Annotated in this window: 18 protein-coding genes; 9 read left to right on the forward strand and 9 right to left on the reverse strand. The window is 67.3% G+C overall.

Annotated elements, in window-relative coordinates:
- Positions 1-377: 377 nt before the first annotated feature.
- Positions 378-794, reverse strand: a complete 417-nt coding sequence (locus MJ785_RS03850; protein ID WP_239308615.1) for a cobalamin B12-binding domain-containing protein — start codon at positions 792-794, stop codon at positions 378-380.
- 554 nt (positions 795-1,348) lie between these two features.
- Here MJ785_RS03850 and MJ785_RS03855 point away from each other — a divergent pair.
- Together MJ785_RS03855 and MJ785_RS03860 are read left to right on the forward strand one after the other, a co-directional pair.
- Positions 1,349-2,230, forward strand: a complete 882-nt coding sequence (locus MJ785_RS03855; RefSeq protein ID WP_239377003.1) for a triacylglycerol lipase — start codon at positions 1,349-1,351, stop codon at positions 2,228-2,230.
- Positions 2,231-2,629: 399 nt separating this feature from the next.
- Positions 2,630-3,313 carry a M23 family metallopeptidase gene (locus tag MJ785_RS03860; protein WP_239310864.1) on the forward strand — a complete coding sequence of 228 codons (684 nt, stop codon included), beginning with the start codon at positions 2,630-2,632 and terminating at the stop codon, positions 3,311-3,313.
- A 290-nt stretch (positions 3,314-3,603) separates the two neighbouring features.
- Here MJ785_RS03860 and pcrA read toward each other — a convergent pair whose 3' ends face one another.
- Both pcrA and MJ785_RS03870 read right to left on the reverse strand, forming a co-directional pair.
- On the reverse strand, positions 3,604-6,000 hold the full coding sequence (gene pcrA, locus MJ785_RS03865; protein ID WP_239310865.1) for a DNA helicase PcrA: 2,397 nt from the start codon (positions 5,998-6,000) through the stop codon (positions 3,604-3,606).
- Between the two features lie 79 nt (positions 6,001-6,079).
- Positions 6,080-6,217, reverse strand: a complete 138-nt coding sequence (locus MJ785_RS03870) for a hypothetical protein (RefSeq protein ID WP_239310866.1) — start codon at positions 6,215-6,217, stop codon at positions 6,080-6,082.
- 201 nt (positions 6,218-6,418) lie between these two features.
- On the opposite strand from MJ785_RS03870, the gene MJ785_RS03875 reads away from it, so the two are divergent.
- On the forward strand, positions 6,419-7,561 hold the full coding sequence (locus tag MJ785_RS03875) for a threonine/serine dehydratase (protein ID WP_239380048.1): 1,143 nt from the start codon (positions 6,419-6,421) through the stop codon (positions 7,559-7,561).
- A gap of 43 nt (positions 7,562-7,604) precedes the next feature.
- Here the strand turns inward: MJ785_RS03875 and guaA are convergent, their stop codons facing one another.
- On the reverse strand, positions 7,605-9,224 hold the full coding sequence (gene guaA / locus MJ785_RS03880) for a glutamine-hydrolyzing GMP synthase (RefSeq protein WP_370651625.1): 1,620 nt from the start codon (positions 9,222-9,224) through the stop codon (positions 7,605-7,607).
- Between guaA and MJ785_RS03885 the strand changes: the two genes are divergently transcribed.
- From MJ785_RS03885 to MJ785_RS03905, 5 genes are all read left to right on the forward strand, one after another.
- On the forward strand, positions 9,217-9,567 hold the full coding sequence (locus MJ785_RS03885) for a hypothetical protein (RefSeq protein ID WP_239310868.1): 351 nt from the start codon (positions 9,217-9,219) through the stop codon (positions 9,565-9,567). The genes guaA and MJ785_RS03885 overlap by 8 nt on opposite strands.
- Positions 9,568-9,712: 145 nt before the next feature.
- Positions 9,713-13,363: a nitrate- and nitrite sensing domain-containing protein gene (locus tag MJ785_RS03890; RefSeq protein WP_239380049.1), complete on the forward strand. Its 3,651-nt coding sequence runs from the start codon at positions 9,713-9,715 to the stop codon at positions 13,361-13,363.
- Positions 13,360-13,782, forward strand: a complete 423-nt coding sequence (locus MJ785_RS03895; protein WP_255720431.1) for a roadblock/LC7 domain-containing protein — start codon at positions 13,360-13,362, stop codon at positions 13,780-13,782. The genes MJ785_RS03890 and MJ785_RS03895 overlap by 4 nt, the downstream gene beginning before the upstream one ends.
- A gap of 25 nt (positions 13,783-13,807) precedes the next feature.
- Entirely contained in the window at positions 13,808-14,167 is a 360-nt protein-coding gene (locus tag MJ785_RS03900; protein WP_239310871.1) for a DUF742 domain-containing protein, read from the forward strand.
- Positions 14,148-14,744 (forward strand): ATP/GTP-binding protein, encoded by a 597-nt coding sequence (locus MJ785_RS03905; RefSeq protein WP_239310872.1) that lies wholly within the window; start codon positions 14,148-14,150, stop codon positions 14,742-14,744. The genes MJ785_RS03900 and MJ785_RS03905 overlap by 20 nt, the downstream gene beginning before the upstream one ends.
- A gap of 120 nt (positions 14,745-14,864) precedes the next feature.
- On the opposite strand, the gene MJ785_RS03910 is transcribed toward MJ785_RS03905, so the two are convergent.
- From MJ785_RS03910 to guaB, 5 genes are all read right to left on the reverse strand, one after another.
- A complete protein-coding gene (locus tag MJ785_RS03910; protein WP_255720432.1) occupies positions 14,865-16,103 on the reverse strand; it encodes an ABC transporter substrate-binding protein in 1,239 nt (412 codons plus the stop codon).
- A 437-nt stretch (positions 16,104-16,540) separates the two neighbouring features.
- On the reverse strand, positions 16,541-17,875 hold the full coding sequence (locus tag MJ785_RS03915; RefSeq protein ID WP_239380050.1) for a hypothetical protein: 1,335 nt from the start codon (positions 17,873-17,875) through the stop codon (positions 16,541-16,543).
- Positions 17,876-19,174: 1,299 nt separating this feature from the next.
- The gene (locus tag MJ785_RS03920; RefSeq protein ID WP_239380051.1) at positions 19,175-20,383 is read right to left on the reverse strand and encodes a hypothetical protein; all 1,209 of its coding nucleotides are present in this window, start codon (positions 20,381-20,383) and stop codon (positions 19,175-19,177) included.
- Between the two features lie 225 nt (positions 20,384-20,608).
- The gene (locus MJ785_RS03925; RefSeq protein ID WP_239310876.1) at positions 20,609-21,730 is read right to left on the reverse strand and encodes a GuaB3 family IMP dehydrogenase-related protein; all 1,122 of its coding nucleotides are present in this window, start codon (positions 21,728-21,730) and stop codon (positions 20,609-20,611) included.
- 117 nt (positions 21,731-21,847) lie between these two features.
- Entirely contained in the window at positions 21,848-23,398 is a 1,551-nt protein-coding gene (gene guaB, locus MJ785_RS03930; RefSeq protein WP_239394721.1) for an IMP dehydrogenase, read from the reverse strand.
- Positions 23,399-23,904: 506 nt separating this feature from the next.
- On the opposite strand from guaB, the gene MJ785_RS03935 reads away from it, so the two are divergent.
- Positions 23,905-24,321 (forward strand): DUF5319 domain-containing protein, encoded by a 417-nt coding sequence (locus MJ785_RS03935; RefSeq protein ID WP_308127796.1) that lies wholly within the window; start codon positions 23,905-23,907, stop codon positions 24,319-24,321.
- Positions 24,322-24,381: the final 60 nt, after the last annotated feature.

Below are 24,381 nucleotides of genomic sequence, written 5' to 3' on the forward strand. Positions count from 1 at the left end.
TGTGGCAGCCGACACCGCGATCACACCGAGCAGGCGACCCTCATCACGAAGATCCTAAGAGCGCCCGGCAAGAGGGTCAACGAGGCTGGCGTGATCCCGACAACCGCGGGACCGCCGCCCGAGCCAGCACCGCGCGCGGCTCCGGCGATGTCCAGCTGCATCCCCACTACCAGGGTGAACGGGCCACCGGGAGCGCCTGATCGGGTCAGGTCAAAAATCACAGGCCCGAGCGGGAGGCCGCCCTGCCCCGCTAGCTCAGCCAGAACCGGCGCCCGCCTGACCGACCAGGCCCGCCTGGTACGTACAGGGAAGATCTAAAACAAACCGACAACTCGGTCAAGAGCCAATCCGCACGTGATCCAAAATGATCAAACCAGTCAGAGCGCGTGCACCGTAGCTACCCGCGAACGGATCCAGTCGACGATCTCGCTGGTCGTCGCACCCGGAGTGAATATCTCGGCCACCCCGAGCGCCTTCAGCTCGGGGATATCGGCAGCTGGGATAATACCGCCGCCGGTCACCACGATGTCGTCGGCGCCACGCTCCCGCAGCAGCTCCATCAGGCGCGCGAACAGGGTCATGTGCGCGCCTGAGAGCACCGAGAGACCGATGCAGTCGGCATCCTCCTGGATGGCGGTCTCGACGATCTGCTCGGGTGTCTGATGCAAGCCGGTGTAGACGACCTCCATGCCCGCGTCCCGCAACGCACGCGCGATCACCTTGGCACCGCGATCATGACCGTCGAGACCCGGCTTGGCAACCACAACCCGGATCCGCTCACCGTTTCCGCTCACGCCGCCTCCTTGCGATCCGTGACATCGACTTCCGTAACAGGGTGCTGGGAAACAGCATCTCTCGGTGGGCCGCCCAGCCCCCGGCCGCACGGTCACAGCTCCTCAGCCGCGGTCGCGGGCTCGCGGAATCCAGTAGGCCAGCAGCCACGCGATCATCGTCCTCTCCCGCGACCGGAGACCCCGAGCAGGCTAGCGGCGCACGTCCGGAGAAGCACGCCGTTGCTGACCGGGCTGACCGGGCCGGCCGGGCTGACCAGCGGAGAAACAGTCGACAGCTATCAGGTCCGTTTGTACTCTCGGTCACAGTGGGCGTGACGATGATCCGCGGAACCTCTAGCAACACGAAGAGTCACCACGAGAGTAGCCGACAGCTCGGTTCGCGATCCAACGGCCCTCGATCATCGCACTGCTCCGGTTGGCCGGTTCTTCCGACGGCTATCCACGCACGGACGGGAGAAGGGGTAATCGACAAACGTCAACTAGGCCGGAGCGACACGGTGGTGGGCAAAATCGCCAGATCCTTCGGTGCGACCACTGCTCGCCACGGCGCAAAAGTGACACGCGGGCTGCTCGACGTGCCCGCGACGGTCCGCGGGATGGTCCTGGAAGCCACCTGGGTGGCGACCCATGTCGCCTTTTATCCGGTCGGGGTCGTCTCGGAGAAACTGCGTGAGCCCGTCCAGCGCTACACCCTCGAGGGGCTGTCACCGCTGAGGCGCGGCCTGCTCATCGGCGACATAGAAGCCGCAGGCACGCCGATCCTGCTGGTGCACGGCCTGATCGACAACAGGTCCATCTTCACCCGGCTGCACCGGTCACTGCGCCGGCGCGGTTTTGAACACGTCGCCACGGTGAACCTGCCCTTGTTCACCTCGGACATACCCACAGCGGCCAGCAGGCTTGCCAAGATGGTCGAAACCACGTGCGAGCAGACCGGGCACGGGCGCATACACATCGTCGCCCATTCGCTCGGCGGCCTTGTCGCACGCTACTACGTCCAGAAACTGGGCGGCGACGAACGCGTCCACACACTGGTGACCCTGGGAACTCCGCACGAAGGTACCCGCCTCGCCCGGATGCTCCCGCCAATGGTGCCCTACACCCTGCTGCGCCAGTTACGCCCAGATTCGGACGTAATCCGGGAACTGGCCGAGCCCGCACCAGCCTGCCGGACGCGCTTCCTGGCGTTTTCCGGCGATCTGGACACGGTGATCCGCCCGACCGAATCAGCGCTTCTTCACCACCCGGACCTCAGCGTCCGCAATGTTCGGCTGCCTGGTGTCGGTCATCATTCGCTGCCGTTCAATCTTGACGTTGTCCACCAGATTGCGAACGTGCTGGCCCACCTCGATGGTGACGCGGAACGTCCCAGCGCCGGCAGGGAACGACCGGAGGAACAGCGGCCGAAGGCGGGAGCGCGGTCCGAAGCTCGGTAGGAGCCTGTTCCAGCCCCTGTTCCCGATCCTGGCGGCCGCTCCCGGCACCGGGATCCGTCCAACATGATCCGATCACCTTGGACCCGCGGCTGCGAAAAGCGACCTATGTTACGCTCACCGTCACTACGCCCCCTTGGCGTGGGGTGGCGACAAAGTCATGATTTGGCCGGTGTAGCGTCTTCATCGGTTTACGGGATCCCCCCTCCTGCCGCACGGTGCCGTGGCTGGAGCCTTGTCGACCAACAGGAGCGTGAGTCCGGGTTGTCGCAGCCCCCTGCCCGCAGCTCCGCGCGACACCGTGAGCACGGTGCGCCCGCGAGACGCGGGATACCGTTCGGTCGCGGCCGGCGAACGGTGCCCCTGGCCCAACTGCGTCGCACCGGAGTTGCCTCGGCTGTTGTGTCGACGCTTGGCATCGCCATGGTCAACACAACCGGCATCGCGCACTCCGAACCGCCATCTCTCACCCGACTTGGGACCGTCGGGGCGGCCTCGGCCTCCGGCCAGGCCGAGAGCGCGACCGATGGCCTGAGTGACCCGGCCCTGGTCGCACAGCTCGACAACGACGGCGCGGCTATGCGGCTCCGGGTCCAGGCTGATCGGGCTGACCGCGATGAGGCGCTGGCCCAGCTGTCCATCCTCCTCGTGCAACGACGGAATGCGGCCGAGCGGACCGCACGCGATCAGGATGACGCGCTGCGCTGGGTGCGGCCTATCGAGGCCCGTCTCACCCAGCGGTTTGGCGGTGCCAACGGCCACCCCGGAATTGACCTTGGAGCCGCGCTGGGCACCCGGATCGCCGCCGCCCACGGCGGCACAATCATCTATGCGGGATGGGAGTCCGGCTACGGCAACTTCGTACAAATCATGCACGAAAACAAAATTGTCACCTGCTACGGCCACCTGTCACGCATCGATGTCCGGGTCGGCCAGGTGGTCGCCACCGGCCAGCAGATCGGCCTGGAAGGCTCAACCGGTTATTCGACCGGCCCGCACCTGCACTTCGAGGTCCGGCTCAACGGCCAGGACGGGATGAAGATCGACCCGCTGGCCTGGCTCGCCGAACACGGCGTGACCTACTAATACGTGCCTGACGGCTCTCTACAGGCGCTAAGAGCGCTCCGATAATAGGGCGCGAGCCGGCCAGTCCTATTGCCGGAGCCGCTAAGAGCGTGTGTGAGATCGTCATTCCGGCTCGCCGCGCCCAGGCGTCCCCTGGCTGCGTTGTCGGCCGCACCGAGACAACTCATCCGGTGTCGCTTCGGCCTGCCGCCTTGCCGGGGGGCGCCTGGACGCGGCTCACTGATCGAAAGCCCGATCTCACACACGCTCTAAAAGCCGCCTGCGTTACACGACGCCAGCGCCACAGCCGGTCAGAGTTTTTCAACGGGTGCGAAACGCAGGAGCAACCGTTTGGTTCCCGTTCCATCCCCAAAATCAATACTCGCTTCCAGATTGTCACCGGATCCCGCCATGGCGACAACCTGGCCCAGCCCAAACGTGTCGTGGTTGACCCGGTCGCCCGTGGTCAGATCGGGAATGGGACGTGGGACCGGCGAGGGCCGGCGGCCGGGTAGTCCGCCGGCCCTCGCGGGCGACGGCCCAGCGGACGCCGAGCCCCACCCCGACACCCGCGGCGCGGACACGGGCGACGGCGGGCGAGTGCTCTCCTGCCAGGTAACCAGCTCTGTCGGCACCTCATTGAGGAAACGCGACGGCGGGTTGTACGCCGGCTGACCCCAGGCATTGCGGACATGCGCCCGGGTCAGGTAGAGCCGGGCCCGAGCGCGGGTGATGCCGACATAGGCGAGGCGACGTTCCTCCTCAAGCTCGGTCGGGCTACCGAGCGTGCGGATATGCGGGAACATGCCGTCCTCCAGCCCGGTCAGGAAAACAACCGGGAACTCCAGCCCCTTTGCACTGTGCAGGGTCATCAACGTGACGACCCCGGCTCCGCCGTCAGCGGGGTCGGGTATCTGGTCGGCATCGGCCACCAGGGAGACCTGTGCCAGAAAGTCCGCCAGTGAACCCTGCGGAAAGCGTTCGGTGAACTCCCGGGCCACGCTGACGAGTTCCTGCAGGTTCTCCACCCGTCCGGCGGCCTCGATATTTTCCTGCGCGGTCAGTTCGGCGAGGTATCCGGTTCGTTCCAGGGCCGCCTCCAGCGCCGTTACCGGACCGGCTTCCCCGACCGCCCGCAGCTCGGCGAGAAGGTCCACGAAACCACGGACCGCGGTCGCGGAACGGGTAGGCAGGCCCGGGATCTCCCCCGCCTGGCGCAGGGCGTCAGCGAACGGAATCCGCTCTTTTTCGGCAAAGACGGCGAGCATCGTCTCGGCACGCTCGCCGATGCCCCGCTTGGGCACGTTGAGAATACGCCGCAGACTCACCGTATCCGCCGGATTGGCCAGCACCCGCAGATAGGCGAGGAGATCCCGGACCTCACGCCGATCGTAGAAACGCACTCCGCCGACCACCCGGTAGGGCAGCCCGACCCGCATGAACAGTTCCTCGAAGACACGGCTCTGGGCATTGGTCCGGTAGAAGACAGCGACGTCACCCGGCCTGGCTGTGCCGGCGTCGGTGAGCCGATCGACCTCGGCGGCGACAAACGCGGCCTCATCGTGCTCACTGTCGGAGACATAACCGACAATCTTCTCGCCGTCGCCCGCGTCCGACCACAGCCGTTTGGGCTTACGCTGCCCGTTACGGGCGATCACCGCGTTGGCCGCCAGCAGGATCGTCTGCGTGGAACGGTAGTTCTGTTCCAGCAGAACCACGGTCGAGTCAGGATAGTCCTGTTCGAACTCAACGATGTTGCGGATGTTCGCGCCCCGGAAGGCATAAATCGACTGATCGGCATCACCGACCACACAAAGCTCGGCCGGTTCCACACCATGGCCCCCCACGCCTGGGCGGACCGGCTCGCCGTCCACGGTCAGCGGGGATACGCGCCCGACCAGCTCCCGTACGAGCACGTACTGAGCGTGATTGGTATCCTGGTACTCGTCGATGAGAATGTGCCGGAACCGGCGCCGGTAATGCTCGGCGACCTCCGGGAATGCCTGCAGCAGGTTCACGACAGCCATGATCAAATCGTCAAAATCGAACGCGTTCGCTTCCGCGAGCCGGCGCTGATAAATGCCGTAAGCCTCGGCGGTGGCCCGTTCGACATGATTCGCCGCCCGGTCGCGGGCGGTCTCCCAGTCGATCAGCTCGTTCTTGAGATTGCTGATCCCGACAGCGAGCGCGCGGGGAGGGTAGCGCTTGGGATCAAGGTCCAGATCGCGAGCGACCAACGCCAGCAGCCGCTGCGCGTCGGCCGCATCGTAGATTGAGAAACTGCTGGTGAACCCAAGTCGCACCGCTTCCGACCGCAGGATACGCACGCAGGCGGAATGGAAGGTGCTGACCCACATCGCCCGCGTCCGGACGCCGACCAGCGCGGTGACCCGCTCCTTCATCTCGTTCGCGGCCTTGTTGGTGAACGTGATCGCGAGGATCTCGCCAGCGCGGGCCCCGCGCACGGCCAACAGATAGGCGATCCGGTTCGCGAGGACCCGTGTCTTGCCCGATCCCGCGCCCGCGACCACGAGCAGTGGCGAACCGGCATGGACGACCGCGGCCCGCTGCTGCGGGTTCAGCCCCCCCAGCAGGACATCGGGACCGAGTCGCGGAGCGGGACGACCAGCCTGCTCGCCCGGGTCGACACCAGCGTCAGCACCGGCATCATCGAAGTCGGCGTACGGACCGCCGGAAAGAGTACTCATAGCAAATCGATCATATGTTCGACGTCCGACAGTTCTGGCAGCGATGCACACTCGACACCCTACGAGGCACCGGTAGGCCTCACGACAGGGCGTAGCGCCGGATCGGCATCCGGGCCACTCCGATCACGCGGACCACTCCGATCACGCGGGCCATACCGGGATCGATCAGCTGGCCGAGCGGGCGGCCCGCCGGCACAGTCAGGAGGATCTCGGGCATCCGGTTTGACGACCATCGGCACGAGCGAGCATCCTGAGCGGGTGGCGCAGCATCTTATGATTATTTCTTGGGCGCGCGAACCCGCCTGACGAGCCAGCGCTCCGGGTCCGTGCGCCTTGCCCTCCTGCCATGCCGGCGGGGGGCTTTTTTGTTGCCGCGGCCATGCAGCAAGCTGGTCGCCGAGCCATCGGGAGAGCAGCGATGAGCCGACCAGCCGCCACCCAGGCGCCGACCAGCAGTGATGGCGCCGCTGCCGAGACTCCGTCAAGACCCGGCCCGCCCCCAAGCGGCCGCCGTGCCGACCAGCCAGCCGCGGAGGTCCCCGATGCCGACATCAACACCACCGACATCAACACCACCGACATCGACGTCGCTGGCATCGACGTCGACCGGGCCGCGGCTGTGCTCACCGGAGTGGCCCAGCGCACCCGGGTCGTGCGCAGCGCGCACCTGTCCCGCCTGACCGGCGTGCCGGTGTGGTTCAAATGCGAGAACGAACAGCGCACCGCCTCGTTCAAGCTGCGCGGCGCCTTCACCCGGATCGCCCTCGCGGACCCCGAGGTGCGTGCGCGTGGCGTGGTCGCCGCCAGCGCTGGTAACCACGCCCAGGGCGTGGCCTACGCGGCGGCCCGCTTCGGCGTCCCAGCGACGATCTTCGTTCCAGCCGGGGCAAATCCTACAAAAATCGCTCGAACCAGGCGATTCGGTGCTCATGTCGAACTCGTGTCAGGCGACGTCGACGCCGCCCTGCTTGCCGCCGAGTCCGCCGCGCACGACCTCGGTGGGCTGCTCGTACACCCCTTCGACGACCCGATAGTGATCGCCGGTCAGGGCACGATCGGGCTCGAGCTGATCGAGCAGATACCGGGGCTGCGTACCGTGCTGGTCGGCGTTGGCGGCGGCGGGCTGATCGCGGGTATCGCGACAGCGCTCAGACAGCGCCGCGCCGATGTGCGGGTAATCGGTGTCCAGGCAGCGGGCGCCCCCGCTTTCGTCCGCTCCTGGCGCCGCGGGCACCGGCTGTGGGTACCGGCCACGACGATCGCGGACGGCATGGCCGTGCGAAGTCCGGGCAATCTGCCGCTGGCTCTCGCCGCGGACCTGGTGGATGACATGGTCACGGTTGATGAGGAGGCGTTCTGGGAAGCGATGGTGATGTTGGCCCAGGCCGATGGCCAGACGGTCGAACCGGCTGGTGCCGCCGGGGCCGCGGCGCTGCTGCGCCATCCGGGCTGCGCGCAGGGCCCGACCGCGGTGGTCCTGTCCGGCGGGAACATCGACCAGGCGACCGCTGGCCGCGTACGGGCGCTGGTGGCCGAGTCGCTGCGCACACCCGCGGCCTGAACCGGCCACATCGCCACCCGGGCCGCTCCCACACCACCCGGGGCTACTCCCACTCGATGGTGCCAGGGGGTTTCGAGGTGATGTCGTAGACCACCCGATTCACCTGGGCGACCTCGTTGACCACCCGATTGGAGATGCGTTCAAGCAGCTCATAGGGCAGCCGAGCCCAATCGGCAGTCATCGCGTCCTCGCTGGTGACCGCACGCAGGACAACCGGGTGCCCGTACGTGCGCTCGTCCCCCTGCACCCCGACCGAGCGGACGCCGGCCAACAGCACCGCGAACACCTGCCAGATCTCCCGGTCCAACCCGGCACGACGGATCTCCGCGCGCACAATCGCATCCGCGGCCCGCAAGGCCTCAAGACGCTCAACAGTGACCTCACCGATGATCCGGACAGCAAGGCCAGGCCCTGGGAAGGGCTGCCTCCAGACAATCTCCTCGGGCAGCCCGAGCTCCTCGCCGAGCCTGCGCACCTCGTCCTTGAACAGCGTGCGCAACGGCTCCACCAGGTTGAAACGCAGATCGTCGGGAAGACCACCCACATTGTGGTGCGACTTGATCTTCGCCGCGGTCGCTGAGCCGGACTCGATGACGTCGGGATACAGCGTCCCCTGTACGAGGAACTCAATCTGGGTTCCCTCGCTCTCGGCCCGTGTCTCGAGCTCGCGGGCCGCGGCCTCGAAGACCCGGATGAATTCCCGGCCGATGATCTTACGTTTACGCTCGGGATCGGTGACACCGGCAAGCGCGGCGGCAAACCGGTCGGCCGCCTTCACCTGGAGCAGCTCAACGCCGGTCGAGGCAACGAAGTCCTTCTCGACCTGTTCGGCCTCGCCAGCGCGCAACAATCCATGATCGACGAATACGCACGTCAACTGATCACCCACGGCTCTGTGCACAACGGCCGCCGCCACCGCCGAATCCACCCCACCGGACAGCCCGCAGATGACCCGGCCGCCACCGACCTGAGCACGCACCGCCGCCACCGCCTCATCCGCGATGTTGAGCGTGGTCCAGTCCGGCCGGCACCCGGCACCGGCGAACAGGAAGTGCCGCAGGATGTCCAACCCCCAGTCGGTGTGCGCGACCTCGGGATGAAACTGGACGCCGAACAGCCGGCGTTCGGTGTTCTCGAAGGCCGCGACCGGGGTTGACCGGGTCGCCGCGGTGACCACGAAGCCAGGTGGTGGTGCCGTCACCGAGTCGCCGTGAGACATCCACACCTGCTGGGCGACGGGCAGATCCGCGAACAGGACGCCCGCCGCCATGACCGCGAGCGGGGTCGCTCCGTACTCCGCGACACCCGTGCGCGCGACCGTCCCGGCCAGCGCGTGCGCCATCACCTGATGGCCGTAGCAGATGCCCAGGACCGGGATACCGGCACCGAACAGCGCCGGATCCACCGCCAGCGCGCCCGGTGAGTACACCGACTTCGGCCCGCCCGAAAGGATAATCGCGGCGGGACGCCGAGCGATGATCTCCTCGACCGGAAGATCCCACGGCACGATCTCCGAATACACATGGCACTCGCGTACCCGCCTGGCGATGAGCTGAGCGTACTGGGCACCGAAGTCCACGACCAGAACCCGGTCATGGACGGGGCGAAACCCCGGATCGGTACCGGTCGGACGTCCGGCGGGCTGCGAGGCTGCGGTGTTCACGGCGTCAGCCTACGAAGCGGCAGGGGCCCGCGGCCGCGCGGACATTGATCCTTTCCCGCGGACATTGATCCTTTCCCGCGGCCGTGCCGTGACGGGTGTCCGCACGAGTCCCGGCCGGGGCACCGCCTGGATCACCAGACAGCAGCCGCGCGCGCTGGCCGATCGTAACGATTCCGGCATTCACGACTACCATCAACTAGTATCAGCCCATGCCCGTCTGGCCGCTCCTGGGTTCGGCGGGAACCACTCCTGGGTCCGGCGGGAACACAGCCACCGCATCGAGCGGGAAGTGGACAACACTTCCCACACTTCCGGCTGTGCCGAGAAAACCATGATCCTATAGCCTTTGGGTGGCTACCCTAGGGTAGGCGTCTTTCGGGTCGCCTGTCCGTACCGCTAAGGTGCCTGTCGAGGGACATCCGGGCCCGATACCGAGCCATCCTGGTACGACGTGTTCCGGGAGGCTGGCGGAGAGGTTGCGAAGGTACGTGCGCAGACAACCGATAGCCAGCAGGGGCGTCGACGCGCCCGCGGCATCCCCAATGACGCCGGAGGAGCCCGCCGACGACGGTGGGCATCGCGTCGGTGCGCCTACGATTACCCCGGCGGCCCCCGGCGGCCTGCGGCGGATAGCGGCGAACGTCGCTACCCCGGCGAACTGGCGGGTCCGGACCAAACTGATCGCGATTCTCGCCGTTCCAATGATCGCCATCCTGGTCAATGCCTCCCAGGGGGCCAACACGGTCCTCAGCAGCACTCAGCAGATCAACAGAGTCCGTAACATGATCCAAATCAGTCGCGCCGCCACCACCCTCACGTTCGAACTGGAACGGGAACGCACCTACACGATCGGCTATGTCGCGAGCGCGGGGCAACAGCGTTCCCTCGACGCGGTCAAGGCAGCACAGGCCCGGGTCGATCAGGCCGCCCGTGACTACGAGGACACCGCCAAGGGCCGCCAGAACGGCTTCAGTGAGCAGACCCGGGCGGCAATCCAAGCAGCCGCCGACCGGCTGTCCCGCCGACAGAACGTACGCGCGACAGCGCTGACTGTAGTTGACCCAGGCACTGTCACCGTGGCCTATACAACTATTATCAACAGTCTTGTCAACCTGGTTGCCCTCATTCCGCAGGGTCAGGACGACGGGTCGCTGCTGGCGGACGTGGTGAGCGCGGACTCGATTGCCCGCTCCGGGGAATTGCTGGCCGCTCAGCAGGCGCTGGTCTACGGCATTCTACAGAAGCAGCAGTTCGACAACAGCGACTATCGCGCGTTCGTCGGATTCCACACTGAGCGCGAAAGCCAGATTTCCCGCTTCGAGGGCGCGGCAACCGGCCCGCAGCGCGATTCGTACGGGACGACTGTTACCGGTCAGGACGTGTCGCAGGCCAACGACAACTCGCAGACCGTGCTGACAGGACGAGTTGGGCAGCCCCTCGACCTGGACGCCCAGAAATGGCTGAGGTCGACCCAACAGACGATGGACCTCAACCACAAGGTCCTGACCTCCCTTTTCAGCGACACCGACAGCCGGGTTCAAACGCTTCGTTCGACTATTCAGCGCAAGGCGCTGGTGGCCGGTCTGCTCATCGTTTTCATCCTGGCCGCCGCCCTCCTCATGACAATGGTCGTGGCCCGCTCCCTGGTGCGGCCACTGCTCGGACTGCGCGCGGCGGCGCTCGACATCGCCGGCAGCCGCCTGCCTGAAGCCGTCCGTCGCCTGCGTGACTCCACTGACCAGGACATCGACACCAACATCCAGCCGGTCGGTATCGACACCGAGGAAGAGATCGGTGAAGTCGCCCGTGCGTTCGACGAGGTACACCGGGAAGCCGTCCGCCTCGCCTCCGAGCAGGCGGTCCTGCGAAACAACGTCAACGCGATGTTCGTCAACCTGTCCCGACGAAGCCAGGGCCTGGTCGAACGGCAGCTACGGCTGATCGACGATCTGGAGAACCGGGAGCAGGACCCCGACCAGCTCTCCAACCTGTTCAAACTCGACCACCTCGCCACCCGTATGCGGCGGAACAACGAGAGCCTGCTGGTCCTCGCCGGTACCGACACCGCTCGCCGCTGGACCCACCCCGTCCCGCTCAACGAGGTCGTCCTCGCCGCCATCTCCGAGGTGGAGCAGTACACGAGGGTGAAGCAGTCGGCCGCGGCCCCGGTATCGATCGCCGGACACGCGGTGAGTGACGTCGTGCACCTCATCGCCGAACTGCTGGAGAACGCGACATCGTTCTCGCCACCGGCAACAGAGGTGCTGGTCACCAGCCATTCGCTCGGTCCCGGCGCAGGGGCAATGATCGAAATTGAGGATCGTGGCATCGGCATGCCGGCCAAGGATCTCGAGCGTGTCAACGAGCGCCTTGCCAACCCGCCGGTCGTCGACGTGTCGGTATCCCGGACGATGGGCCTGTTCGCGGTAGGCCGGCTGGCCACCCGGCACGGCATTCGCGTCCAGCTTCGGGAATCAACGTCCGGCGGCATAACCGCCGTGGTGCGGCTACCAGCCAAAGTTGTCGCCGGTGATCCGTCCTCAAGCGCCCCCGCACGGCCGGCGAGTACCGTCGGTGGCGGTCGCCCATCTGTTGGCAGCCGGCCAGCGGCCGACAACGCTTTCCCCGCGGCCATGCCCAATGGCAACTTCACGGCCAACGGCAGGACGCTGGCCAAGGACAGCGCATTCTCCAACGGCTCTGCCCAGCTCAACGGGCATGCCCCGTTGAATGGCAGCGATCCGAGATCCGTCGAGCCGCAGTTGGGATTCCCGCCTCTTCCGTCCCCGGCGCCGCACATGGCGTCCCACGACGACCAAGACCGGGGACGTCGTCCCGGAGCGGACGGGATGCCGGCCGACAGCGGATTCCGCCAGGCGGGAAGCGGCGGATTGGACGTGGGCTCCACCCGTTTCGGAGGTACGAAGCCAGGGCCGGACGCTCTGTCCAGCGCTACCGGCCCGCAGAACATCATCGCCGGCGACCGGTCGGGAACCGATTTCCCAGCCGCGACCGGACCTTCCAGCGACGGCTATGAGATCCCCCGCGGGCCAACTGTGTCGCCTTGGCCGGCCGCATCGGACACCGGGCCGATCAGCACCGGGCCGATAAACACCGGGCCGATCGGTAACAGACAGCCCGCAATGGGCCCCACCGGCTTCGGGATGTCAGAACCCACGGATCACGTCGCCCCGGACACGGTGTGGGGTGCTCCGAAGGCCAACGCCGATCCCGCCTTCGGCCGGGCCGCCGTGACCCACGAGGCATACGAGGCATACGAGGGCGGACGCTCGCCCGGCACCATGCCGACGGCCAGCAACCAGCCTGACGATTTCAGTCCAGATCAGGCCGACGCCCCCTTGGATGATTCGTCCTTCGTCCAGGCAAGCGCTAAAGACGATCAAGGTGCTGAACACGAGCTGGACGATGCCGACACAACTCCTATCTTCGACTCGGTATCGGCCTGGTTCCAGCGGCGCTCCCCCGCACCGGCGCTCCCGACCCGGCGGGCTGTGCCACCGCCGTCCCCGCTGCGCCGTCCAGGCCCGGCAATCAACCGTGGCCCGGCGGTACAGCGTGCTGACTCACGCCCGGCAGAACCGCTGAGCCGTCTCGGTGGCCGTGCTAACACGATTGCGGGCGGCGAGAGCACCCGCCCCGGTTCCTCCTTCCCGCCCCCAGGCCGGCTCGCGAACCCTGCCCCGGCAACCAGCCAGGATGCGGCGTCCCCTGAGCTCCCGGTACGCGCCGGTGCGGGGATGGGTCTCCCCCCGGCCTACTCACCAGAGGCGATGTCGAGCGCGATGGTCACCGGTGTCGGCGACGCCACGGCGGCTTCCGCCGCCCCCGGGGCGATCTCCTGGTCCTCCGCCGGTGATGCGGGCTGGCAGGCTGCCGAGGCGGCCCGCCAGCCCGCATCCAGCGGAACGACTCGGGCCGGCCTGCCGTTGCGGGTCCCGATGACCCACCTCGTGCCGGGTAGCGCCGAACCCGGGCCACGGCGCCGTCCACCGGACACGCCCCCTCGGTCTCCGGAAGCAGTCGGTGGCCGGCTCGCCAGCTTCTATCAAGGTGTTCGGCAAGGGCGCGACGTCACCAGGGACGCCGCCCCTCGCCGGGATGCCCAGGAGGACATGTGACGCCCATGAGCTCAGACGCACAGAACCTCAACTGGTTGATCAATAACTTCGTCGAGAGGGTGCCCGGTGTCGCGCACACCGTGGTGGTCTCCGCGGATGGTCTGCTTCTGGCCGTATCGGACGGATTCCCCCGCGACCGCGCGGACCAGCTGGCGGCCGTCGCCTCGGGCCTGGTGAGCCTGACCCAGGGCGCTGCCCGGGTCTTCGAAGCGGGCAACGTGACGCAGACTGTTGTCGAGATGGAGCACGGCTTCCTGTTCATCATGGCGATCAGCGACGGCGCCAGCATGGCGGTCCTCGCGGCGCCGTCGTGCGACATCGGGCTTGTGGGGTATGAGATGGCGCTGCTGGTAACCCGGGCGATGGACGTTCTGACGCCGGCACTACGGGCCGAGCTGCAGGGGATCCTTCCGCGGTGAACCGACGGGAACACAGGGGGTCAGGGTGAGCATTGATCCCGAGAACGCCCCCGGGCCGGTTGTCCGTCCCTACGCGATGACCGGTGGAAGAACGCGCTCACGGTACGAACTTGCCATCGAGGCGTTGGTCTTCACGACAACCCTCGGCGAGGAACGGGCAATTGACCTTGCCCTGGAGCAACAGACAATTGCCGCCATGTGCCAGCATGTGCGATCGATCGCGGAGATCGCCGCTGGCCTGCGGGTTCCCCTCGGCGTCGCAAGGGTGCTGGTAGGCGACATGGCGGACGAAGGTTACGTCCGGGTACACCAGCAACCGGACCGCGACGAGGCGCCAGACCTCGCGCTGCTCGAAAGGGTTCTCAGTGGCCTTCGAAAACTCTGACCACCGACGGGTCAATTCATCCGTCGCCACGACATCAGTCAAGATTGTTGTTGCTGGCGGTTTCGGTGCCGGCAAGACGACCTTCGTGGGTTCGGTGTCGGAGATTGTGCCCCTGCGCACTGAGGCTGTGATGACCGAAGCCGGGGCGCACGTCGACGACCTGACCCACCTGACCGACAAGACGACAACCACCGTCGCCATGGACTTCGGGCGGGTCTCCCTGGATGAGGATCTGATCCTGTATCTGTTCGGTACGCCAGGACAGTACCGTTTCTGGTTTATGTGGGACGACATCGTCCGCGGCGCGATCGGTGCCATCGTGCTGGCCGATACGCGGCGGTTGGCCGACTGTTTCGCCGCAGTCGACTATTTCGAGCAGCGACAGCTGCCGTTCGTCGTAGGCGTGAACTGCTTCGACGGTATCCTGCGGCATTCCATCGACGATGTTCGGGAGGCCTTGCAGATCAACCAGGCCGTACCGATCATCACCTGCGACGCGCGGAACCGTGACTCCACGAAAAGCGCGCTCATCTCGGTGGTCGAACACACCATGTCCCGAGCGGTAGCGCGGACCTGAACCCGGGCCCGCAGCCGGCCGAGGGCGACCCCAAAGAATACTGATCAACTCGCCCTCGGCCGTACGGGACGTTACGGCCGCAGGCGGCTGGGATATTGTCGGCCCCACTCCTTTATCGCATCAGCCGTACTGCTGCACCCGGTCCGACTGCGAAACAATGCTGCTGTCCGAATCTTCACCGACGATCACAAGCTTGTATCCCTTGTTCTCTTCCGGGCGCCACTGACCGCCGACCAAAGGTGTCTTCGCGACGTTCTTGGGGATGTTCGCCAAACCGCCGAAGGCGAGCGGCCCCACTATCGTGTTGATACGCAGTTTACCGATGGCATCCGCGAGTGCCGCCCGGTCACCGAGGGAGCCGACCTGGGCCAGCGCTTCGGTGGCAACCTCGTACAGCGCGTGCACGAAGCCAAGGGTCTGCAGCCATGGCTTCCCGGTCTTCGCGGTGAAGTCGTCGGCGAGCGCCTGGGGGGTGGCCCCCGTCAACGAGCTCCGAAAACGGTGCACAGGTGACCACCAGACCTCGGTGCCAAGGTTGCTCGCATTCGTTCCGAGTTCCAGGACCGACGCCGGGAACAGCAAGGCCTTCGCCACCGTTACGATCTTTGGCTTGAAATCCTGCCGGACTGCCTCCCGCCAGAACAAGGCAAAGTCGGCCGCTGTCATCACCCCGGTCAGGATATCCACTCCCTTGCTCTTGAACTGGCTCACCAACGGGCTGAAATCTGTTGTGTTGGCCGGGATCGCGGGTTGCGCCGCCAAGGAGTAGCCATGCCCGGCAATCGCCTGCGGGAAGGCCCCGGCGAACGCCCTGCCATCGGGGTCATCTGGCCACAGCGCCCCGACTTTCTTGTTGGTGCCGAGCTGCGCCCACATTCCCAGGTAAACCTGGATCACATCCTCCAGGCCCCAGAAGAAGTGATAGGTCCATTTAAACGGCTTCGTGAGGTCGCCACCGCGCCCGGAGAACCACGACTGCCACGGAGCCGCGGTGGAGATGCATGGCACCTCATTCGCCTCGCACTGGTCCGCAACCGGGTTGACCGTGTCCAGCGTCGACCCGACCAGCACGACGTCCACGCCATCGATGAAAATCAGGTCGCTGGCCGCCTGAGCCGCCCTGGTCCGGTCGGACTGGCTGTCCCGGAAAACGATGTCCACCGGGTAGGTCCGAGTGCCTATGGTCAGGCCACGCCGGTAGAAGGAACGCATCGAGTCGGTGACGTACCTGTCCGCGACGCCGAATGCGGCCAACGACCCGGTCTGCGGGCTCACATAACCGATCCGGATGGATCTCGACGCTTGCGATCCGTCGGAGCCCCCGCCGCACGCGGCAAGCGGCAGGGCGGCGGCGGTCATTCCAGCCAGGCTCAGCAGCTTCCGGCGGTCCAGAGAGCCACCGCCCCAACCGTCCGGTCGGGCCATGATCGGACGATACGAGCTGGTCGTGGCGCAGACGCCGGAGTCCGAAAGGCTGCCAGGTCGTACCGGGTCAGCGCCGGTCACACAGTCAGATCGGAGCATGGGACCTGATCCTGCCGCACCCCGGTTGAAACCTGGGCACTGGGTCCTGGTCAACACGTATCCAGGAGATCAAAAAAGGGAGTTTTGTTCCCTGCATCGTGCATTGTCACCCGTTGTTCTGACGCTCGGCACGGCCACCGGAGCAGGCGATCACCGAGACCGGCCAGGACGCCCTCGGCCGGGCTGCCTGGATCCGCCGGGACGGCCCAGCGAACCATGAGCGCACGCATCCCAGCCCCGCTCCTTGATCCACGCCTCTCTTGCCAGTCGCGCTAATTGATCGCGCACCACCGGTTGGTCCCGTCCTCGAATGTCAGACCACCCACGTCCTTGCCCGCGTCGCCCTGTCGCACGCGGTTGAAAAACAACGCCTTGACGTCCTTGAGCGGCCCAGCGGTGAACTGCACATCGGCGAAGATCTCGGTCTCGGTGCTCAGGCTGTTCTTGGCGATCGTGTAGGTACCCTGCTGAGCGTTCCAGCTGTAGGCCCCTCGCCCCATCGGGACCACGAGCTTGTCCGGAAGTGCCGCCAGCGGCTTGAGGTCCGCGCTGTCCGCCTGGTAGCAACGGTAGGCACCATCGATCAGTGCCAGCCCCGCAGCCGCGTCCGGATTACTCGTCGTCGATGTCTGCGACCCCGCGGACCGCGAGGTGGACGCCACCGACGTCGGCGCCGCCTCCGGAGCGCTCTTTCCACCGGTCACCATGACATACACGCCGATCGCGACGAGTGATACCAGTACCGCGATGGCGAGCGGGCCCACCCAGCCGTGTCGATAGCGCGCGAAGATTCCGGACGGGTAGTCATCCTCGTCGTCAATATCAATATCGTCGGTCAGGTCGGTGTCGCCGGTGAGATCAGGGTCGAAGTCGGTCCGGCTCGCCACGCCACGCCGATTACCGGGGGCGTTGCCGCCACGCCTCGCGGAGACCGCTGTCCGCCCGCTCAGTGCCCGGCGGCGTTCCTTCGCCCCCTTCGTCGCCATGCCTGAGATCGCGTCGGCGGACGACGCCCGCGCGGACGATACTCGCGGGGGTGCCGCACCACCGCGGTCCGTCTTCTTCCGGACGGTGGTGGACGGCTTCCAACCGTCGTCCTCAACGCTCTCCGGCGCGGGCTCCAGCCGCAAAGCCTCGGTCATCGCGGCTTCCACCGGCGGTTGAGGCGGCAGCGCGGCAGGTGGCACGCCCTGGGACAGCGGACCGCTGTCCCAGGCGGGAGCCCGCACGGGGTGATGACTGTCCCGGTCCAGCTCAGGCGTGCCGCCAGCCGCCGTGCCAGCCGCATGGCTCCCCGACGATGGCGGAGCCGGCGGCAGGGCGGGCAGCGGCAGGGCGGTCGCCGGCCCCAGGGGTGTTCGCGGCGCGGTGAGCGGATCAACGCGAGGTCCGGCCGGGTCCCGGTGAAGCGGGGGGGGGATCGTGGCACGGCCGCTGGCATCCGCTCGTCTCGCGGCCGTCCGCGCGGGCCCGTCCGGTGGCGCGAAGGCCCGGTCGTCCGTACCGGAGCGGCGAGGAACCGGCCTGCCTGGCGGATAGCCGGAGTATCCGCCCGCGCTGGGCTCGGCCGGGCTGGGAGGCTCCGGTAACAGGACTGTCCGGCTCACGGCCTCCGGGCGGCGCCTCGCGTCATCGCGCTCCATCCGCCCGGACTCCGCTGTCTGATCGAACGCCCTGCTGCCGGAGCCTCTTTGGCTGCCGGCGTCAACGGGCCGGCCGGAGCGGGCGATGGCATCACGCCCACCGGCAGCGCCGCGCGCGGATCCCGGGTAATCGGGAGGCTGGTGACCGCTGATCGCATAGCTGTCACCCTGCGGAACGCCATAACCGTCCGGCTGCTGGCCACCGGGGTAGCCATTCGCGCCGCCAGTAGGCCCGCCTCTCGGCGGACCATCGGCGCCGGTAGGCGTATATCCGCTGCTCCCATGGTCCGCGGGGCGCCCGGTAGCGCCCGCGAACCCTCGAGGGGGCGGCGAGCTGGCCGTCGAGCCGCCGGCCGGCCGATCCGCGGCCGCGCCGGTGGCGTTCCCCGGCGGCTGGAACGCCTGCGCACCAGATGCGGCCTGACCAGCGGCGGGGAAGGCCGTTAGCCGGTCGTCGGCTGGCGGCCAGTTGCGCCTGGCCTCAGCGGAGCCGACAGCCTCTGAGCGGTTGGGCCCGAAGCCGCGGGGAACTTCGGGCTGGCGGTCGCGCACGCCGGGATCCCGGCCCGTGCCTGGACCCGCGGGCGAGGACTGCCAGGCCAGACCAGCGCCGCGCGCGGAGTGCCCGTCGTCGGCGCTGCCCACTGACAGGTCCCAGCGCCCGCTCCCATGCCCAGGCCCGTGCCCGGCCGGCGTTCCTGGCAGGCCTGGCACGCCTCGCCCAGGATCAACCTGGTTCGGCAAACCATCCGTCCACGGTTCATGACGGACCGGATACGGCGGGTGCTCAACGGAGGGGTATGCGGAAGGAAGCGGTCGGTCATGGGTGGAGGAGACGTCAAAGGGGTCGACCGCGGCAGCCGCCGGCCGTGCGGGCGAGCCCGAGCCGGAGCGCCGGCCAGGGTCACGCTCCGAGGGCTGGTATGCCGGAGCGGTGACATCCCAGGATGATTCTCGGTCCGACGGCTGATACGGACGGTCGTCGGTCTCGCCGACCCGTTCCACCGCAAAGAAGTCATCCGCGCGTCGCGCCGGTGAACCGGATCGCTCCGATGGCCCCGTCACAGGCCCACCCGCGTCACCGGAATCACCGGCCGTCACCCGCGGACGCCACATCTTGGCCGCGCTGTCCCACACCCACGCGCCATCGTCGCTCAACCAGCGCCCGAAGTCGTCGGTGGGCATGTCCTGCCCCCCAGGTAAAGGGCGTATATGCCCAGGAAACGCGAAAAAACGGATAGCCCGAGCATACACTAGTGCTCATCATCCGGCGCTCACACACTGGTCCGCGATCTCACGAACGACCTTGGTCGAGTCGGAAGAATTAACATTGTTGTTGAAGGCGACGTACTGGTCCTCCGGGTAGGTGGCTTCCAGCTTCTCCAGCGTGCATGCGCAGTAGGCCCGCAGCCCCCCGCTGACTTGGACGCACTCATCCAGATAGGCCGTGCGTACCGGTCCGGAGTACTGCCGCGGGTATCCCGCCGAAACACTCGCCGCGACCTTGGCTGGTCCGTGGCTCACGGTGTGCCCACCGGCGTGGCCGAAAAGCAGCCACCCACCGAAGCCGAGCAGAAGCGCCAAAACCGCCGCTCCACCGATAAGCGCGGAACGCGGCAGCGGTGAGATACCTCGCGGGAACCCGCGGGTCTCCCCGTCGGCGGGCCCGGTCAACGGGCCGGACCGGGTCGCTCGGGCACTCGCCGTAGCGCGTCGCCGACGCCCATGGGTACGCGCACCGCTGGAGCCGGCGCGGCTGCGCGCCCCCGCCTCCAGCGCAGCACCAGCAGGGACGCGGTCACCACGGTCACGCTCAGCCGGGTCCCACCCCGGGGCGGACGCTACGCGATCATCCTGGGCATGCTGGCTCAGGCCTGGTGACATCTTCTCGGCGCCCGGCACCCGGCCACCGAGGACATCAGCCCCGGCAAGATCACCGGAACCAGCCGGGATGTCACCCTCCCCCACAGCCCCCGCGAGCCAGGCCCCGGCGATCGGGTCAGATACCGGGGCGGGATCCCCGGATGCCCTGCCCGCCGCGGGGACACCGGTGCCGATCAGGTCAGTACCAAGCAGATCAGTACCAAGCAGGTCAGCGCCGAGCAGGGTGCCGTCGGGCCGGTCCCACCCACCAGGGCTGGCCGGTTCCCCCCCGACGGCCGGCTGGATGCCCGGCCCGACGCCGGGACCCCCCGTATCGTCATGGATCGACCGCGGCCAGTCCACACCCGCCACCGAAAGATCGTCCGCCGCGGGTAGGGCCGCTGTGCTCCGCGGGAGGGAAAGCAACGAGAAAGCGCCGGTGGACTCGACCACGATGCCATCCGTGGCAGGGTCGGCGGTAGCGGGGGCAGCCGTGGATCCCGCCGATCCGGTGGGACGCGGCGCCGACGGCTGCCACGCCTGGGCGGCCTCATCCCAGACGTAAGCGCCGTCATCGCTGACCCAGCGACCGTGCTCGTCGATGCGCATGTGTCATCCTTCGGACCGAAACAGACGGTTCCAGGGTGCCATGCCGCCTGAAGGCGACGTCACCCCGGCATCTGAACCAGACCGGAAACGCCCGTTATGCCTGTATCGCCGGAAATTACCTGTCGCGTAGCCGACTACGAGCGCCCGGCGGCAAGGCTGTCCGGCTCGCGCGGCCCGGTCGGGACGCGACAGAAAACGAGGCAGCCGGCAGGGGATGCCGGACAGTCAACAGAGCGTAGAGGTGATCAGAACTTCCGCCTTCTGCAGCTCCTTCACGGTCGCATAACCGGTGGTGGCCATGGCGGTCCGCAGAGCACCCGCAAGATTCAGGGTGCCGGGATTAACCGCAGCCGGGCCCAACAGGATCTCGCGCAGCGTCCCGGTGACAGGTACGCGCTCCCAGACACCGCGGGGCAGCCGTGAATGCAGGACATCCATGGACCAGTACCCGCCGTGGCCAGGCGCCTCGGCCGCGGCGGCCAGCGGCGCGTCGAGCATCACCGCGTCAGCGCCACAGGCAATGGCCTTGGCAATGTCACCGCCCGTCCGCATACCGCCATGGGCGATCACATGGACATAACGACCGCCGGACTCATCCAGGTAGCGCATGCGCGCCCCGGCCGCATCCGCGATGGCGGTCGCCATCGGAACCCCGACCCCGAGCACCGCGCGGGTGGTGTCCGCCCCGCCCGGTCCGACACCCACGATCACACCAGCCGCCCCGGTCCGCATCAGATGGAGGGCCGTCGAGAAGGACGCGCACCCGCCCACCAGGACCGGCACATCGAGCTCACCGATGAACCGCTTGAGGTTCAACGGTTCACCCGCCCGCGACTGGTGCTCGGCGGACACGGCTGGCGCATGGATGACAAGCAGGTCTATACCACCGGCCTCGAGGAGGAACGGGTATAGCGCCCCGACCCGTTGGGGACGCAGCGCGGCAGCGGTGACGACGCCGGATTCGCGTATCTCCGCCAGCCGCTTGACCACCAGCTCCGGTCGGATCGGCGCGGCATAGAGCTCGCGCAGCCGCCGGGTGGCCGCCTCGGCGTCGAGGGTGGCGAGCTCCGCCAGCAGCGCATCGGGCTCCTCATGCCGGCTCCACACGCCCTCCACGTGAACGACGCCCAGACCACCGAGCCCACCGACGCTCACGGCGCTCACCGGCGAGGTCACCGCGTCCGCCGGAGCGGTGACAACCGGCAGGTCGAAACGATAGGCGTCGATCTCCCAGGCCAGCGAGACGTCCGCGGGGTCACGGGTCCGCCGCGATGGCACGATGCCCAGGGCGTCCAGCCCGAAGGCGACGCGGCCGCTCTTCCCGATCCCGATCTCGACCTCAGTCACTGTGTCCTCTCACCGGGGATGTCTCACCGGGCGCCTGTCACCAGATGCCTGTCACCGGGGACCGGGCCGACGGAAGCCGGCCGGCCGCGCGCGGGCCGGCCACGGCACAGATACTGATCATCGAGTGTTGTAGTTCGGCGCCTCAACGGTCATCTGAATGTCGTGCGCATGGCTCTCCTTGAGCCCGGCCGAGGTGATACGCACCAGCCGGCCATCCTGCTGGAGGGCGCCGACCGTCGCCGAACCGGTGTATCCCATAGCCGCGCGCAAGCCTCCGACCAGCTGGTGCGCGACCGCGGCCAATGCCCCCCGGTAGGGCACCTGCCCCTCCACACCTTGCGGAACAAGCTTGTCGTCGGAGAGAACATCATCCTGAAAGTAGCGGTCTTTTGAATAGGAGCGAGCCGTGCCCCGGCCGCGCATCGCGCCCAACGACCCCATCCCGCGGTATGCCTTGTACTGTTTGCCGTTGATGAAGATCAGTTCGCCTGGGCTCTCGTCAACTCCGGCAAGAAGACTGCCAAGCATCACCGAGTCAGCACCAACGGCAATCGCCTTGGCGATATCGCCGGAGTACTGCATCCCGCCGTCACCAATCACGGGGACGGCCGCCTGCCGCGCGATGCGCGCGCATTCGTAGATCGCGGTGACCTGCGGGACCCCGACCCCGGCCACGACCCGGGTCGTGCAGATCGAGCCGGGCCCCACCCCCACCTTGATGGCGTCGGCACCGGCGTCGACCAACGCGCGTGCGCCGTCCGCGGTCGCGACATTGCCCGCGATCACGTCAAGAGGGCCACCGTCCAGGCGGGTCGGCAGGTCGGACTTGATACGCCGCACCATGTCCAGCACAGCCCGCGCATGGCCATGCGCGGTGTCCACCACCAAGAAGTCGACGGCCGCCGCTACAAGCATCTGCGCGCGCTTGTAGGCGTCATCCCCCACCCCGATGGCGGCGCCGACCACCAGTCGTCCATCCGCGTCCTTGGTTGCCCGCGGATACTGCTCACGCTTGGTGAAGTCCTTGACCGTGATCAGTCCACGCAGGCGGTCACCGTCGTCCACCAGGGGAAGCTTCTCAATCTTGTGCTGGCGCAGCAGCAACAGCGCGTCGTCCGCGGACACCCCGACCCGCGCCGTAACGAGCGGCATCGGTGTCATGACCGCACGCACCAGCCGGGAATAGTCCCGCTCAAATCGAATATCACGATTCGTGACAATTCCCACGAGCCGGCCATCCGGTTCGGTCACCGGAACCCCGGAAATGCGGTAGCGGGCCATGAGCTCGTTGGCGTCCTCGATGGTGGCATCCGGGCCGCAGGTAACAGGCGTTGTGATCATCCCTGATTCGGAACGCTTCACCACGTCGACCTGCTGCGCCTGGTCCTCGATGGAGAGGTTGCGATGCAGCACGCCCACGCCGCCCTGCCGGGCCATCGCGATCGCCATCCGCGCCTCGGTGACGGTGTCCATCGCCGAGGACAGCAACGGAACAGCCAGCCGGATGTGCCTGGACAACCGGGTGGACGTGTCGGCATCCGCCGGCATGACGTCCGATTCCGCTGGCAGCAGCAGTACGTCGTCGAAGGTCAGCCCCAGCATGGCCAGCTTCGCCGACGGCATCGACCCTGGCTCGGACCCGATCGACTGGACAACGGGACTGTTCATGACACCTTCCATCCGCACCTCGCCACTCCCCATAACGATCAAAACCATATCCCCACGCTTTGCCCAGAACACCCACGGCCCCATGGCGGGGAACGCCGTCCTGGCGCCGGCTGCGGCCATGAGCCGCCGGGCATGCGAATCAGGCACCGGCACAAGAGCCCTACCGGCCCATCCTAGGACTCCCAAGGCCGCCGGCAAGACCGCCGGCGAGAGCGCTCGGGCGCGCGGAAGAAGACCATCATCGCGCACCCGCGCGGCGAGAAGCGCCAAAAAACGATCAGCTTGGTCTCCGCCTACCGGCATCGGCACCCAGGCAGCAGGCGGGACCAGAGAACCGGAACCACCAATCCAGTGCCGGATATGTCGTACTACGCAGTAATCCAGCGCCGCCAACCGTATGAGATGCGTAAAACGGTCTCGCGGACAGGTTGAAACACGCGATCCGAAACCGGCCAACCCCCTGGAGTCGCCCATCGGGACCACTAAGGGGCTTGCTCCGGCGTAGCGTGGGCGGCGTGAGCGACGAGCCTCTCGACCCGTTCGCGGGCGACCCCGAGGACCCGACAGCAGAGCTCGCGCGCCTCGACCCGGTTGAGGACACCGAACTGCTGGAGCCTCTTTCGCCGCACGAGCGCGAGGAGATACTTGCCGAGCTCGGGGACCTCGACGTCTTCCGGACCTTGCTGGAGCCCCGCGGCTACCGCGGCCTCATCGTCGACTGCGAGGGATGCGCGGAACCGCATTTCTTCGACTGGGACCTGCTCGCCGGCAACCTCCGCTACCTCCTTGACGAGGGCCGGGCCCGGGTCCACGAACCCGCGTACGCTCCGGACCCATCGTCCTACGCCAGCTGGGACTATGCGCGTGGTTACGCCGACGGGGTCTACGAGACAAGTGAAGCCTCGGAAGCTGATTCCCGCTAGCCAAAGATCACCAATCTGCGTCGGATCATGCCTTTGCCCTGATCCAGGCGGCACGTGCTA

The sequence above is a fragment of the Protofrankia sp. CiT1 genome, from assembly GCF_917627335.1.
GTDB lineage: Bacteria > Actinomycetota > Actinomycetes > Frankiales > Frankiaceae > Protofrankia.